Source organism: Bacillus sp. FSL K6-0972 (genome assembly GCF_037976035.1).
GTDB lineage: Bacteria > Bacillota > Bacilli > Bacillales > Bacillaceae > Bacillus > Bacillus haynesii.
In genome coordinates this window covers 1,349,847-1,365,180 of the sequence record NZ_CP150260.1, presented here as the reverse complement: position 1 = coordinate 1,365,180, position 15,334 = coordinate 1,349,847, and the positions used below count along the sequence as shown (strand labels likewise).

Annotated in this window: 14 protein-coding genes and 1 tRNA gene; 6 read left to right on the top strand and 9 right to left on the bottom strand. The window is 45.9% G+C overall.

Annotation, left to right across the window (positions count from 1 at the left end; genetic code table 11):
- Positions 1–51 precede the first annotated feature (51 nt).
- Positions 52–1,770: an assimilatory sulfite reductase (NADPH) hemoprotein subunit gene (cysI, locus tag MKX80_RS06905; RefSeq protein WP_268343022.1), complete on the bottom strand. Its 1,719-nt coding sequence runs from the start codon at positions 1,768–1,770 to the stop codon at positions 52–54.
- A gap of 27 nt (positions 1,771–1,797) precedes the next feature.
- A complete protein-coding gene (locus tag MKX80_RS06900; protein WP_268343023.1) occupies positions 1,798–3,627 on the bottom strand; it encodes an assimilatory sulfite reductase (NADPH) flavoprotein subunit in 1,830 nt (609 codons plus the stop codon).
- Positions 3,628–3,946: 319 nt separating this feature from the next.
- Between MKX80_RS06900 and MKX80_RS06895 the strand changes: the two genes are divergently transcribed.
- Positions 3,947–4,837: a LysR family transcriptional regulator gene (locus MKX80_RS06895; RefSeq protein ID WP_182070845.1), complete on the top strand. Its 891-nt coding sequence runs from the start codon at positions 3,947–3,949 to the stop codon at positions 4,835–4,837.
- A gap of 135 nt (positions 4,838–4,972) precedes the next feature.
- Positions 4,973–5,332, top strand: a complete 360-nt coding sequence (locus tag MKX80_RS06890) for a hypothetical protein (protein ID WP_225852966.1) — start codon at positions 4,973–4,975, stop codon at positions 5,330–5,332.
- 86 nt (positions 5,333–5,418) lie between these two features.
- Here the strand turns inward: MKX80_RS06890 and MKX80_RS06885 are convergent, their stop codons facing one another.
- Positions 5,419–5,997 carry a maltose acetyltransferase domain-containing protein gene (locus MKX80_RS06885; protein WP_268343024.1) on the bottom strand — a complete coding sequence of 193 codons (579 nt, stop codon included), beginning with the start codon at positions 5,995–5,997 and terminating at the stop codon, positions 5,419–5,421.
- 398 nt (positions 5,998–6,395) lie between these two features.
- On the opposite strand from MKX80_RS06885, the gene MKX80_RS06880 reads away from it, so the two are divergent.
- The 3 genes from MKX80_RS06880 (at position 6,396) to MKX80_RS06870 (ending at position 8,359) form a co-directional block, all read left to right on the top strand.
- Positions 6,396–6,468, top strand: a tRNA-Val gene (locus MKX80_RS06880).
- Between the two features lie 207 nt (positions 6,469–6,675).
- The gene (locus MKX80_RS06875; protein ID WP_016885898.1) at positions 6,676–6,759 is read left to right on the top strand and encodes a putative holin-like toxin; all 84 of its coding nucleotides are present in this window, start codon (positions 6,676–6,678) and stop codon (positions 6,757–6,759) included.
- 661 nt (positions 6,760–7,420) lie between these two features.
- A complete protein-coding gene (locus MKX80_RS06870; protein WP_234113177.1) occupies positions 7,421–8,359 on the top strand; it encodes a glycoside hydrolase family 43 protein in 939 nt (312 codons plus the stop codon).
- On the opposite strand, the gene MKX80_RS06865 is transcribed toward MKX80_RS06870, so the two are convergent.
- The 4 genes from MKX80_RS06865 to MKX80_RS06850 all read right to left on the bottom strand — a co-directional run bounded on the left by MKX80_RS06865 (position 8,356) and on the right by MKX80_RS06850 (position 11,602).
- On the bottom strand, positions 8,356–8,631 hold the full coding sequence (locus MKX80_RS06865) for a hypothetical protein (RefSeq protein WP_268310205.1): 276 nt from the start codon (positions 8,629–8,631) through the stop codon (positions 8,356–8,358). The two genes, MKX80_RS06870 and MKX80_RS06865, sit on opposite strands and share 4 nt — an antisense overlap.
- A complete protein-coding gene (locus MKX80_RS06860; RefSeq protein WP_182071045.1) occupies positions 8,591–9,025 on the bottom strand; it encodes an SMI1/KNR4 family protein in 435 nt (144 codons plus the stop codon). Before MKX80_RS06860 ends, MKX80_RS06865 begins: the two co-directional genes overlap by 41 nt.
- Before the next feature lie 180 nt (positions 9,026–9,205).
- Positions 9,206–10,579 (bottom strand): serine hydrolase, encoded by a 1,374-nt coding sequence (locus MKX80_RS06855; RefSeq protein WP_268343025.1) that lies wholly within the window; start codon positions 10,577–10,579, stop codon positions 9,206–9,208.
- A gap of 453 nt (positions 10,580–11,032) precedes the next feature.
- Positions 11,033–11,602 carry a MarR family transcriptional regulator gene (locus tag MKX80_RS06850; RefSeq protein WP_234112894.1) on the bottom strand — a complete coding sequence of 190 codons (570 nt, stop codon included), beginning with the start codon at positions 11,600–11,602 and terminating at the stop codon, positions 11,033–11,035.
- Positions 11,603–11,820: 218 nt separating this feature from the next.
- On the opposite strand from MKX80_RS06850, the gene MKX80_RS06845 reads away from it, so the two are divergent.
- Positions 11,821–12,975 carry a DUF819 family protein gene (locus MKX80_RS06845; protein WP_244958326.1) on the top strand — a complete coding sequence of 385 codons (1,155 nt, stop codon included), beginning with the start codon at positions 11,821–11,823 and terminating at the stop codon, positions 12,973–12,975.
- 45 nt (positions 12,976–13,020) lie between these two features.
- On the opposite strand, the gene metC is transcribed toward MKX80_RS06845, so the two are convergent.
- Together metC and MKX80_RS06835 are read right to left on the bottom strand one after the other, a co-directional pair.
- Entirely contained in the window at positions 13,021–14,196 is a 1,176-nt protein-coding gene (gene metC / locus MKX80_RS06840) for a cystathionine beta-lyase (RefSeq protein WP_154994883.1), read from the bottom strand.
- Positions 14,186–15,310 carry a methionine biosynthesis PLP-dependent protein gene (locus MKX80_RS06835; RefSeq protein WP_182070851.1) on the bottom strand — a complete coding sequence of 375 codons (1,125 nt, stop codon included), beginning with the start codon at positions 15,308–15,310 and terminating at the stop codon, positions 14,186–14,188. The genes metC and MKX80_RS06835 overlap by 11 nt, the downstream gene beginning before the upstream one ends.
- Positions 15,311–15,334 lie beyond the last annotated feature (24 nt).

Here is a 15,334-nt window from a genome sequence, read left to right as displayed (position 1 = left end):
AAACGCCTCAGCACCAATCAAAGGGCTGAGGCATTTTTTTTAAAATGACCATCAATCATGGAAATTCGTTCCGTCCGTCGTTTCTTTAACAATTCCGGCGCGGATGACGAAATCTCCGAAATGTTCTCCTTCATTGCGTTCTTTCGCATAGCGCGGAAGAATGTCGCGAAGTTCTTTTAAAATTTCTTCTTCACCGATGTTTTCCCGGTATATTTTGCTCAGACGGCTGCCATCAAAAGCCGCGCCGAGGTACATGTTGTACTTGCCCGGGGCTTTTCCGATGAAGCCGATTTCGCCGAGCGCATGGCGGGCGCAGCCGTTCGGGCATCCTGTCATGCGGATCGTAATCTCTTCATTCTTCAAACCGTTTTCTACAACGATTTCATCAATTTTGTCAATCAGCTTCGGCAAATACCGTTCCGCTTCGGCCATCGCCAATCCGCACGTCGGCAGTGCGACGCATGCGATCGAGCTGCGGCGGAGCGCTGTATAATGCTTGCCGTCAGTCAAACCAAACTGTTCGATCAGCTCGCTGATCTTTTTCTTCTTTTGACTTGTGACATTTGCAATGATCAAGTTTTGGTTGGCTGTGAGGCGGATATCACCAGTATGAATTTTGGCTATTTCCCTTAAGCCGGTCATCAGCTTGTAATCATCATAATCAGTAACACGACCGCCCTCAATAAACATCGTAAAGTGCCATCTTCCTTTTACGCCCTTGACCCAGCCGTAGCGGTCGCCGTTATGCTCGAAATAATACGGTTTTGCTTCAGCGAGGCTCCAGCCGAGGCGGTTTTCCAGTTCGTTTTTGACCGTTTCCAAGCCGAGGCGGTCAATCGTGTACTTGAAGCGGGCATTTTTGCGAACCGAGCGGTTTCCGTAGTCACGCTGGATCGTAATCGTTTTTTCGGCGACATCGTATAACTGGTCAGGCTTGCAGAAGCCAATGACTTTGGCAAGCTGCGGATACGTTGCTTTGTCCCCGTGGGTCATGCCCATGCCGCCGCCGATCGCGACGTTGAAGCCGATGAGCTTGTCATCCTCCACAATCGCGATAAACCCGAGATCCTGTGAAAATACGTCGATATCATTTGACGGCGGAACGGCGATGCCGATTTTAAATTTCCGCGGCAGATACAGCGGTCCGTACATCGGTTCGACTTCTTCCGCATCAGGCGTACCGGCCACTTTTTCTTCATCAAGCCAGATTTCATGATATGCCCGTGTGCGCGGCAGGAGGTCATCACTCAGCTTTTTCGACCATTCATACACTTCTGCATGGATTTCTGATTGATACGGATTGGAAACGCACATGACGTTCCGGTTAACATCGCCGCATGCTGCAATGGTATCTAGCATGGCTGAATGGATCGACTGTATCGTTTTTTTCATATTCCATTTTAAAATGCCGTGCATTTGGAAGGTTTCCCGGGTTGTCAGCTTCAATGTGCCGTTTCCATATTTCCGGGCAAGCTCATCCATGACAAGCCACTGTTCAGGCGTTGCGACACCGCCCGGCATCCGGACGCGCAGCATGAACTGATACGCCGGCTCAAGCTTCTGCTTTTGACGCTCATTGCGGAGATCGCGGTCATCCTGCAAATAGCTGCCGTGATGCTTCATCAGACGGTTGTCGTCATCGGAAATTCCGGCTGAAAGCGGCTCGAGCATCGATTCCTTCAGGGTGCCGCGCAAATAGTTGCTTTCTTTCTTAATGCGTTCTACATCGCTCGGCGGGCCTTCAGGCGCTTTTAAAATTTCGTTCCCCATGTTGAAAAAGTCCCCTTTCAATCAAAATCAGTATACATCGCGCTGATAGCGTTTTTGCTTTTTCATTTCTGCCAGGTAGGCTTCAGCTTCCTCACGGCTTTTGCCGCCTTCTTTTTCGATAATTTCAAGCAATGCGTTCTGAACATCTTTGGCCATGTTGTTCTTGTCACCGCAAACGTAGAAAGCCGCTCCCTCTTCAAGCCACTCAAACAGTTCTTTGCTGTGCTCCAGCATGCGGTGCTGTACATATACTTTTTCTTCCGTATCCCGCGAGAACGCGACATCCATTTTTGTCAGCACGCCGTCACTCAGCCACTTTTGCCATTCTGTCTGATATAAGAAATCGGTGACGAAATGCTGATCGCCGAAGAACATCCATGATTTACCCGGTGCTCCGGTTTCTTCGCGCTCCTGCATAAATGACCTAAACGGCGCAACGCCTGTGCCAGGACCGACCATGATAATCGGAGCCTCCGGATTCTCCGGCAGCTTAAAGTTTTTATTCGGCTGAATGAAAACAGGCAGCGTGTCGCCAGGCTGAAGGCGTTCGGCACATAAAACCGAGCAGACCCCTTTTCGGTCTCTGCCGTGCGTATTGTAGCGGACAGCACCGATCGTCAAATGCACTTCATCCGGATTTGCAGCGAAGCTCGATGCGATCGAATAAAGACGCGGCGGCATTTTTCGAAGAATCGAAACAAATTCCTGCGGAGCTGCTGCGATCGGACCGAAATCCCGAACAAAATCAATCAGGTCGCGGCCGGCGATATACGCTTTTAATTGATCCGCATTTTCCGAAGCGGCAAGCTCGCGCAGCTTTTCATTTTCAATGAGTTCTGCCGCCTGCTGAATGAATTTCTTTGTCAGCACCGTAATTTCAAAGTAAGAAGTCAACGCTTCTTTTAGTGAAAGGTTTTCCCCTTGATCAACAGTGATGGTAACATTCGGATCCCATTTCAGCTCGGCCAGCAGCATATCGACGAGTTCCGGGTCATTTTCCGGAAAGATGCCGAGCGCATCACCAGGTTCATAAGTCAAGCCTGAGCCTTCGAGCGATAATTCAAGATGGCGCGTTTCTTTATTTGAGCCGCGGCCGTTTAAATTCAAATTTTCCAGCACTTCCGCTCTGAACGGATTTTTTCTCGAATATACCGTTTCTCCTCCTGTGGCTTGCGGAGATGCCGGTTGAGCAGGTGCGGCGCTTGTGCCCTGTTCCTGTCCTTCGTTTAAGCTTGAGATGACACCGTCAAGCCATGTTGCAGCCGGCTCATCATAATCGAGATCGCAATCGACGCGCGGATGGAGCCTTGTGCCCCCAAGCTCACCAAGCCGCTGATCGAACTCTTTTCCGGTCTGGCAAAAAAACTCATACGATGTGTCGCCAAGAGCGAGCACAGAATAACGGAGATCATCGAGCTTCGGAGCCCGTCTGCCATGGAGAAATTCATGGAATGACAGCGCGTTGTCCGGCGGATCCCCTTCACCGTGGGTGCTGACGACGATCAGGAGGTTTTTTAGTTTCTTCAATTGATTCGGTTTAAAATCGCTCATTGCAGAGACGGTGACTTGAAATCCCCGTTCTGTAAGTGTCTTAGCCGCGTTTTCGGCAAGTCCCTGTGCATTTCCTGTCTGCGATCCGAATAAAATGGTCACTTCTTTGGAAACAGGCTGGGCCGGGCTTGCAGCCGGAACTTCCGCCGGCAATGTTTCAAGCGCCGCCGCGGCATCGGCGGTTTGCACAGCCGCCAGATAACCGCTCAGCCAGGCTTTTTGTGATGCCGTCAAAGTTGGCAGAAGGCGGTTGAGGAGCTCTGCCTGCTCCTGATTAAAAGGACTGTTCATTACCTGAAGTTGCAACGATATCCACCTCACTAAGGAATAAAAAAATCATGACTTGTTTTGAAACGGAAAAGGATTACACTCATCATATATCCACTATTCCTATAAATCAAATCGGTTTTATTGACACAAAACATCTGTCGATCACGGCTTTTGCTGCTAAGAAATATTGTAAGCGCTCACTCATCACGTCCCCTTTGCCGCTCGGCGTCAGCCTGCTTCAAACCAAACATTCCTAAAAAAGATTCTAATTTAAAGTTTACTGGAATACTCAACATTAGTAAAATATATATTAATTATCACAGCTATTAAGATTTTTAATAAAGGAGAGATTCGTGTGCATTATGATGCGCTGAAGACATTCGTTACCCTTGCAGAAGTCAAAAATTTCACGAAAACGGCCGAGCTTCTTCTTATGTCGCAGCCGAGCGTGAGCATGCACATTAAAAATCTTGAAAAAGAATTCCAGACGAAATTATTTGAACGCTCTCCGAAATATTTAAAAATCACGCCAACCGGTGAAATTTTATACGACCGCGCCAAACAAATGATCACCATCTATGAACAAACGCGTCAAGACATTCTCGATCACCACAACTCGATCAAAGGCGAGCTGAAAATCGGCGCAAGCTTCACAATCGGCGAATATATTTTGCCATCGCTCTTGTTCGACCTTCAAAAAGAATATCCTGAGCTCGAACTCAAGGCCGTCATTGGAAATACGGAAGAAATCGTGCAATCCGTCCGCCTGTACAAAGTGGACATCGGCTTGATCGAAGGACAGACAAATGAAAAAGAGCTTTCTGTACACGCCTTTATGCAGGACGAATTGTTTATCACTGCTTCAAGCGATCATCCGCTTGCGGCCAAACAGGACGTGACAATGGCCGATCTGCAAAATCAAACGTGGGTAACGCGCGAAGTTGGCTCAGGCACACGCGAATACTTAAACCATGTCATCCGTTCAAACGGTTTAAAAGTGAAGTCGTTTCTGACGATCAGCAGCAACCAGGGGATCAAAGAAACGCTCATGACGGGCATCGGGCTGTCTCTCCTGTCTGAAAGCGTCATTGAAAGAGACGTACAGCACGGAAACCTTTCCGTGATCCGGCTGAAAAATCAAACCTTTAACAGGACGCTTTCCTATATATATTCACCCGTCATGCAGGACAAGAAAAATGTGAAAACCTTCATTAACGCTTTGAACAAAAGAACAGCTTCGGGATGATGATCCGTTCTTCCTGCCGCTTCACGAATTGTTTGTTTTCGTTTGTCCAATGTGTGAATCATCATTGGAACCGATTGACTAGCGGTCGGTAATACCATATCCTGGAATCATCACATAGGAAAAGAGATGATGGTTATGAAGTGGTTAGGTAAAAGTTTAGTTGCTTCATCATTACTGGCGGGTATGCTTGCTGTTTCAGGAAGTCCCATGCATGTACAAGCCCAGGAACTCTCTAAAACTGAAAATCTCTCTTCTCACGCATCTGCACAAGGAATCATCGCCCCTCAGGCGATCGTCATCAACAGGCCGATGAAAGTCGGACAGGAAGATCAATACGTCGGCATTTCGAACGTTTCCTACAGCGGCAGCGCCATTACCGTCAGAATCACTTCGGACCGCGTGTACGTAAAAGCCGTCAGCCCAGGCAAAGCGACATTTTCTTATCTCAATTCATTGGGACAGCTGGTCATCAACAATATTACGGTCACCCGATAGCACCTTATCCGCGGGAGGAAACTGCTTCCGCGGATGTTTGATCAGCTCTGACTTTCACCGTGACTATTCCAAAATAAAAACACCAATCACATAGAATTGGTGTTTTTGCCGTCAACGTATTTAAGTATTTTCGCCGGATTGCCGCCGACGATGGCATTGTCCGGGACATCTTTTGTCACGACGGCTCCGGAAGCTATCACTGCATTGTCGCCGACCTTGACGCCGGGATTGATGACCGCACTGCCGCCAATCCAAACGTTCCGGCCGATGATGACAGGTATTCCGTACTCCGCACCGCTTATCCTTTCGGACGGATCGAGCGGATGGGACGCCGTATAAATATGGACACCCGGTCCGAGCATACAATGATCGCCTATCCGGATTTCGCATACATCGAGGAAAACACAGTCAAAATTGGCGAAGAAATTTTCCCCGACATGTATGTTAAAGCCGTAATCACAGCGAAACGACGGTTCGATGTGGATCGTTTCCCCTGTTGATCCAAACAGCTCTTTGATTAGCTTGGTCCTTTTATTGTCGTTGATTTCGTTCGAATGGTTGAATTCATTCGTCATTTTGCGCGCCTTGAGTCTGTCATGGCACAGCACCGGATCAGAAGCATGATAAAGCTCTCCGTCCAGCATTTTTTGCTTTTCTGTTTTCATTGGTTTGATCTCCTTGACAGGTATCTTATATTCGCTTTCTGTTCTACAGCAACTGCAAGACTAAACCGCACACTTTTACGATAAAATAAATATTGATGAGCAGCAAAAGCAAAATAACAGCGCTCCTCTTCTCATGTTTGATTTCATAAACGAATTTCCAAATGAAAAAAACGGCTAAAACTACAATTAAAGTACTATCAATGCTTTTAAGTATCAGATCCATTCAATCCCCGCTCCCGTTTGATGTCTATATAAGCCGATTTTTTCATAACGCGCGGGAGTCTGCAAGCCTCTTTCTCAGTTCTCTCAAAAAAAATTAAAAAAACAGTTGACGAACCCATCTAATCTGCATATAATAGAACTTGTCAGCAAAACAAATACCCAGTGTTACATATCATGATTCCGTAGCTCAGCTGGGAGAGCGCTACCTTGACAGGGTAGAGGTCGCTGGTTCGAGCCCAGTCGGAATCATACCGAATCGAAACAGCAGGAAAAACGTTGATTTCCAACGGATTTCCTGCTGTTTTTGCGTTTGATTTTTTCAATTCCCACCTCTAAAAACTCTGTCTTCATTCAACAAAAAACAGCCGCTGATTGAAAGTGTTATGGTAAAATATTCTTTGTACAAAGTTCGGGCTCACTCAAGGGAAGCTGGCTCATCCCCTATGAAAGGGGGTGATGCTTATGACGACATTCGAAACAATCTCGTTAATGATTGCTTTTGGCATGTTAATTGCCGTGTTGTCGAAGAAAGAAAAATAGACTTCCCTTGAGCCCTGGTAAAGTTCATAGGGAAAGTCTATTTTAAAATGACTGAGCCAAGCCCTTGTTGGGCCGATTTGTACACGCGACTCGACTGTTGACGCAGTCGGGTCTTTTTTATTTTATGCATTTCTTAAAGAAAAAATACACCTGAACGTTTGACCCGTGCGTTGGAGACGCACCTGTGGTCTTTTTGTGATGCATTTAATTTTGACAGTCTATCTTCAAATTCATATTACCAATTTCAAACCACTAAATCAACTAAAAGTGTCATTCACCTTCCGGGGCAAATGAAGATATTCGAGGGCAAACCGTGCTCTCCTCCAACGCTTTTTATAATCCACATTATTTTCTCCAGAACATCTCAAAGGTTTTATAATTCATCCAATCTAAAAATATTCCAAGATGAGTCAAAATAATTACATCACCCCTTTAAGATTCAGACAACGAAATGACTTTTGGGTGATTGTTTTTTTAATATGGGTATCTTCTGAGTTTTATGCTTTATTTCAGGACTAAAAAACAAGTCCTTTGTCTGATTGAGAGAGGCCGAACCCCTGCTAAAATAAAGTGCGTGTTGTTGGAAAATATTTCTCTAAAAAGGAGGGCCGATTGTTAAAGGACATCGAAATTTGAAAGGAGAACAACTGTGGCTAAATCTATCATTTCTGGTTTTATTTTATTTTTTCTGCTTATTTTCTCGGCAGCTGAACCAACATCTGCGGCTTTTTGGGATACAAAAGGAGACAACGTTATTCATGATCCTTCCATGATTAAAGAAGGAAATACATGGTATACATTCGGTACTGGTATCGGCAATGGAATCCGCGTCATCAAATCGACAGACGGAAAAACGTGGAGCGCAGCGCCAAGTATATTTCCAACTCCATTATCATGGTGGAAAAAGTACGTGCCAAACCATGAAAAAAACCAATGGGCGCCTGATATCAGCTATTATAATGGTCGCTATTGGCTTTATTATGCGGTATCCGCGTTCGGCTCCAATACTTCGGCGATCGGACTCGCTTCAACAGACCGAATCTCTTCCGGAAATTGGCGCGACGACGGACTTGTCACCCGGACGACGACCTCGAACAATTATAATGCGATCGACCCTGAAATGATCGTTGATAAAGAAGGAAATCCGTGGCTGTCCTTCGGCTCGTTTTGGAGCGGCATCAAGCTGACAAAGCTTGATAAAAAAACGATGAAACCTACAGGGAAGGTTTATTCCATCGCATCAAGACCGAGCCATGGCGGAGCGGTTGAAGCGCCGTCTATCACATATAAAAACGGCTACTATTATTTATTCGTTTCGTTCGATAAATGCTGTCAAGGTGTGAACAGCACGTATAAGATCGCTTACGGCCGCTCAACCAAAATTACGGGACCTTACTATGACAAAAGCGGCAAGAAAATGACGGAAGGCGGAGGCACAATCCTCGATTCCGGAAACGACCAATGGAAGGGCCCAGGCGGCGCAGATATCGTGAACGGCAACATCATCGTCAGACATGGTTATGATGCGCTTGACAACGGGGCGCCTAAGCTGCTGATCAATGATTTAAACTGGGATTCCAAAGGCTGGCCGAAGTATTAGTTTTTAAACCAAGCAGATGTTTTCTGCTTGGTTTTTACTGTTATTTTAGCAGTTCCAGCTGTATAAACACTCCATCCCAAAATGATCATGCCACTATATTCATCATCCAGGGCTCGTTCAACAGATCCTACATCTGCGTATAACAAAACGGATTTTAAAAGTGCCCCATTTTCCTTTTTGGAAGAAAGTCTTGAAAGGCAAAAGACAATCAAGGTCAAATCAAAAAAATATTTAATCTGCCATATCTTCAAAGTATCGATTATTTTGATCAACTTTTTTAATAAATTCCTCTAGAGAGTCAGCTATTTTTTTATCCAAAAAGAATACTGGAGACTTATCCGTATCATTTAAATCAAGCGTTAAATATACACCTTCATTTACCTCATAAAAAACAAGCTTGTCTTCATCTTCATATATATCATCTAAATCAGGGTCAAATTCGTAAATATCTTCCCTTAAAGTGATATCTGCGATAGTAGCGGGATCTAAAAGTCTGTTTATTGCATTATTATTCCCATTTATAAACCCGTACCCAATCTCTAAATAAAATTCTCTGAGCTCTTTAGGAAATAGAAAACCAAGTCTATCTTCCGCTTTTATTAGATCGTTTTCTTTTAGCTCATAAAACTCATGATGACTATTTTTTATAAAATTAAATTTGTTCAGCCTCATTAACCTCCTTAGACATCCTTTTAGATGGTGCACCTTTACTATGAATATTCGCTTGATGTTTCATCAGGAAATTCAGCCGGGCAGATATCCCCAAATTACATAATCAACCTTCCAACGATAAATTTCCTCCTGACAGACAACAGAGCCAGGCCGCCAAACTCTCAATCAAAACGGTCATAGCTTGCTGTTTGATTCCACTGTCCGCACCGCTTCTTCCTCTGCGCCATTTTGATATATAATCAAGCGGGTTACCATACCATTCTCCAAAATAAATTCCACTTCAACAGACAATGACCTGAGGAAAAAGCGCGTTTCCGAGGCTGGAAATAATTCAAAACGGATCTGTCCGGTGATTTGCATATAAATCCGGTCCTTATCAACTGTCACATCAGCGGCGGTGCCATCCTGAAGTGAATAACTTCCGACATATCTTTTGTAAATGGCCGGATCGATCTCTTTTTTCTTTTTATCGGCAGGGCGATCAGGGATTTTGTAGGCCTTGTCAAACAGGATATTTTCAACGGCTTCAAAGATGGCCTGTTCATATTCATCATCCTGTTCCACATTGCTCAAATAAATGAAGGTTTTTCGTTGATCGATATATCGGATCATTACGGTTGAATAGCCTGGCCAGCCGCCGCTGTGACCGACAATTCTCCCTGTTTCAGGACTATCCCGAAGCACCCATCCACACCCGTAATCTATAGACTCTCCGTTTTTCAGAGACGCGGGAGAAAAAGCAAGCTCTTTTGAGACTTGATTGATCAAACAATCTGTATATAAGGCTTGATCAAACAAATATAAGTCATGAATGGTTGAGTTTACGGTTCCGTCCCCCTGAATCCCGTCAAGATAGCAGACATATTTTGTTTCTTCAAGGTCATCAGGCAGAACGTACTGTGCTGTATGCACGTCATACACATATCCATACGCATAGTTCTCAATGGTTTCAGGTTGAAGCCTTCTGTTATACACCCTTGAGTTCCGCATTTCCACCGGTTCAAAGATACTTTTTTTCATATATTCAGCAAAACTCAGACCGGATGCCTTTTCAATGATAACCGCAAGCAGCACATATCCCGTATTGCTGTACAGCCAAGCTTCACCCGGGGCAAAATAGCGTTGCGGCTGATGATTCATCAGCATATCAACGATATCTTGATTAACAGCAATCTTGTTATGATCCCAATGTTGTAGAAACCACTCCATATAATCGGGCAGACCCGACGTATGTGTCAATAAATTGTGAATCGTTATGCCCTGATAGGGAAATCCGGTTATCCACCGTTCTACGGGATCCTCAACATTCAATGCCCCTTGCTGTGCTAATTGAAGGATGCCCAAAGCAGTGAACGGCTTGGATAGCGATGCTAATTCAAATAAGGAATGTTCCTTCAATAAACGCTTATCTACCAAGTTTGCATAACCGAAGGCGCCTTGATAAAGAATGTCTCCGTCTTCAGCGACTAACACCGCCGCGTTGATCTGACTTTTTTCATTTAACACACTAAACAGGTTAACAAGTTGTTCTCTTTTGTTCTGTTTCACTTTTCCACCTCCCTTTCTTTATACGCATATGGAAATAAGAGGTTTCAACTGAAAAAAGACAAGAATGGTTTCTTGTCTTTGAAATCACTATTCTACAATTCTAATAAGTTTCTGAACATCCTTTTCGCAAGTCATTGATTGATCTACGATACGATCCATTAGATCCAGCACAATGAATGTCAAATTGACTGTTGATTGCGGCGAAAAAATGTTGCAAACAGCAATAAAACGTTGCTTAAAAGACTTGTGGCCCCTAACCAGACGAGCCATTCTGCGTCTGTCCCCCAGGAACATCCAATGATGATCAGGGCAATGCAACTTGAGAAAAAGGGTCCTGTCCTGTCTAATTTCGTGCCGCGGCGAAAGGTTTCTTTTGTCTGCCGGAATCTATCTTTTGCATGATACAGCTTCTCCTTTACCTTTATTTTAAAAATTGTTACTTTTGCATGAAGATCATTTTTCATCATTTTCTCCTCCATAGCGGCGTTTCTCAAATTCTCCGAGAATCTTTTCTGTATCTAACGGATTCCCCACGCCAAGCTGAATGTTTGCATTCTCCTCAAAACCGTCCTGTTCTTCACCGTCAAAACGGTAAAGCTTTTGCAACAGCCGCCAAAATGTCGCAACCTCTTCGGATGTAAACTGCTGAAACAAGTCGGCCAAGAAATAGACGGACCTTTCGGAACAATCCACCAGCGCTTTCTTTCCTTCAGCGGTCATTTCAATATTAATGGAGCGTTTGTCTTTTTGGCTTGGCACTGATTTGACATAGCCTTTTTTGATCAGGCCGGTCATCAACTTGTTGGCGGTTTGTTTGGTTGTGCCAAGCTTTTTGGAGATATTCGTAAGCGTGGCAGTTTCAGTCGGCAAATGCGCGATGGCGATGAGCGCCATATGTTGCCTGGACGTTAATATTTCCATGTATTCGTCACCTCGGGTTTGTACCTTATTGACAACTGAAAACAATGTCGCATAGCTTTGCTGCATCAAATGTAATTCGTTGATTAAGCCGTTGATGTCCATTTGTTCTCTCCTTTAAATATAGTCAACATGTTGACAAATTTACAATACCCTCTTTCAGCAAACTTGTCAACATGGTGACTATTTTTTCTGAATCTATTATCATTGATCAATTAGGCATTCCGTTTTACACTATTTAATTATCAGATAATTCAAAATACCAATCGCAAACAGGGGGGTTATTTTTGAAATCTTCACTCATTTCACCGGATGATGCATGGATGCTTTGGGGGTTTATTGCGGTGTGGGCGGCTGTGAGCATTTATTTGGAGCAGCGGTTTCGCTGGGCTGCGGCTGTATCGGGGGCTGTACTGGCACTGGGCGGATCGATGCTGTTTACGAATGCAGGGATTCTTCCGGCCGAGTCGCCCGTTTATGATGCGGTGTGGTCCTATGTTGTTCCGCTTGCGATTCCTTTGCTGCTTTTTCAAATCAATGTGCGGAAGATCCTGAAAGAAAGCGGCAGGCTTTTGATGATATTTTGTATCAGCGCCCTCGGCACTGCGGCCGGAAGCGTCATTGCTTTTTTTCTGTTTAAGCATCAGATTCCGCACCTTGATAAAATCGGCGGGATGATCAGTGCCTCTTATATCGGAGGAGGCGTGAATTTTGCGGCGATGGCTGCGAAGTTCTCAACTCCCGGTGAGTATGTATCATCGACGGTGGTTGCGGATAATTTTATGATGGCTCTTCTTTTTTTCATTTTAATGGGGATACCGGCGCTTAAATGGTTTCAAAAACGCTTTGGCGTTCAAGAAGGGGCGGGCGGCCGCGAAAATCAGGCGGAAGCCTATTGGAAGAGAAAAGAGATGTCCTTACAGGACATTGCTTTAAACATCGGAACCGCCTTTGCGATCGTTGCTGTATCTGTAAAAGCAGCGGCCTTTTTCAAAGAGCGTTTTGCTTCTGACGGCGGGTTTCAGTTTCTTGCCTTTATCCTGGGCGACCAGTTCCTGCTGCTGACGACGCTGACAATTTTGCTGACGATCGCCTTTCCCCGCTATTTTGAACGGCTGCGCGGCTCACAGGAAATCGGGACTTATTTGATTTACTTATTCTTTGTCGTGATCGGCATTCCGGCAGACTTGCGAATCATCTTCATGAACGCCCCGCTCCTCCTTGCATTTGTCTTTGTGGTTGCCATGTCCAACCTGATTGTATCGCTCTTCGCCGGAAAGCTGTTTCGTTTTCGGCTTGAGGAAATTCTCTTGGCCTGCAACGCATCTGTCGGCGGTCCGACAACAGCGGCGGCGATGGCGATTGCCAAAGGCTGGCAGGGCCTCGTTGCTCCGGTGATGCTGGTCGGGACGTTCGGATATTTGATTGGTAATTATGTCGGCACCCTCTTGGGCACATGGTTTTCCACCCTCGTTTAAACGGCCAAAAAAGCCGCAGATTCCCTGAAGAATCCGCGGCTTCTTTTATGAACGGGCGAGGGCTCCGGATACGGCTTCCAATGCTTGAGCAAAATCGGCTTGCAAATCATCGGCATGTTCCACGCCGACGCTCAGCCGCAGAAGGCCGTCGGTAATTCCCCGTTTTTCCCGCTCTTCTTTCGGCATGGCAGCGTGTGACATTTTCGCCGGATAAGAAAGGATCGACTCCACAGCGCCGAGGCTGACGGCAAAGACCGGAAGAGAGACATGTTCCACGACCTGTTTCACGGCTTCTGAATTCTCCAGCTCGAACGAAAGGACGGCGCCGGCGCCGTATGACTGGTGCCTGTGAACGGATGCACCCGGATGCGAAGACAGCCCTGGATAATACACTTGTTTGACGGCCGGATGTTTTTCGAAAAATTCGGCGAGCTGCTGAGCCGTCCTGCTTGCTTTTTCAAGCCGCACTTGGAGCGTCTTCAGCCCTCTCAGCACAAGCCAGCAGTCTTGGACGCCGAGAACAGCGCCGAACGAATTTTGTAGTTTATAGAGTTCTTCTCCGAGCTTTTTGTCTTTCACGACGGCAAGGCCTGATAATACGTCGCTGTGTCCGCTTAAAAACTTCGTCGCGCTGTGAAGCACAATATCGACGCCGAGCTCAAGCGGTCGCTGCAGCGCCGGGGTCATGAACGTGTTGTCAAGGAACGTCAGACAGCCGTGCGCCTTGGCAAGCTTGACGACCCCTCTGATATCCGTAATGCCGAGCGTCGGATTTGACGGTGTTTCAAGATAGATGACTTTTGTGTTTTCCTTTATGTTTAAAGCAATTTCATTTAAATCCGTCATATCGACGAAAGTATGTTCAATCCCAAAGCGGCTCAGCACTTCCGTAATCATCCGGTAAGTGCCGCCGTACACATCTTTTGTGACGAGCACGTGATCGCCCTTTGACAAAAGCAGAAAGGCGGTGGAAATCGCAGCCATTCCGGATGAAAAAGCAAATCCTCTCGTCCCTCCCTCAAGCTCGGCTATCGTGTCTTCAAGCGCCTTTCTTGTCGGTGTGCCTGACCGGCTGTAGTCATATTCGCCGAATTTGTCAAAAGAATCTTGATGAAAGGTTGACGCGTGCTGGATCGGCACGCTGACGGCTCCGGTTGCTCCGTCCGTTTTATTTTGGTTATGAACAAGCCTTGTTTCAAGCGTCCAGTTTTCATGACTCATGCGGAACCGCCTCCCCTTTCACTTTTTCCAGCGCAGCTTTGAGATCCTGCTTCAAATCTGAGACGTGTTCGATTCCGACTGAAAAGCGCAGAAGCCTGTTGCAGACGCCGTTCGCAATTCGGATGTCTTCCGGGATATCCATGTGGGTCTGTGTCGCCGGGTAGGTGATGAAGCTTTCGACTCCGCCGAGGCTTTCGGCGAAACAGATCGTCTTAAGATTTTTTAGAAACGGATTGACCCATTCTTCTTTTTGAACGCGGAATGACAGCATGCCACCTTTTCCCGGATAAAGAACATCGGCAATTTCCTCCTGCTCTTCCAAAAAGGCCGCGAGCTCACGGGCGTTTTCCTGATGCTGTCTCATCCTAAGAGCCAGCGTTTTCATCCCTCTCATTAAGAGCCACGAATCAAACGGCGATAATACCGCGCCGATGGCGTTTTGGTGCTGGAACATTTCCTCAGACAGCTCTTCGCCTTTTGCGACGACAAGCCCCGCCAAAAGGTCGTTATGACCCCCCAAATACTTCGTCGCGCTGTGAATGACAAGATCAGCGCCGAGCTCAATCGGCCTTTGCAGAACCGGTGTATAAAACGTATTGTCGACAATGAGCAGCAAGCCGTGCTCTTTGGCAATTTGCGCGATTTTTTGAATGTCTGCTTCCTGCATGAGCGGATTTGTCGGCGTTTCTACAAACAGGGCCTTTGTATTGTCCGTGATTTTCGACTTGATACAGTCTTCGTCTGAAAAATCGTCGTATAAAAAGCGCAGTCCGTATTTCTTCCATTCGTTTTCAAAAAGGCGGTATGTTCCCCCGTACAAATCGGATGAAACGATGAGCTCATCCCCGCTTTGAAACAGAGCCATGATCGTCTGAATGGCAGCCATACCAGAACTGAACGCAAAGCCGCGCGTTCCCCCTTCGAGTTTCGCGATTGCATCTTCAACAAGCTGTCTTGTCGGATTTTTTGTGCGAATGTAATCAAATCCTGTGGATTCCCCGATTCCTTTGTGCCTGTACGCAGAAGAGAAATAAACGGGAGGATTGACGGTTCCGGTTATTTCATCACTGCGGTTGCCGATTTGCGCCAGCGTTGTTTGTACATGTTCAGTCATATGACACCATCCTTTAAAAAGTAA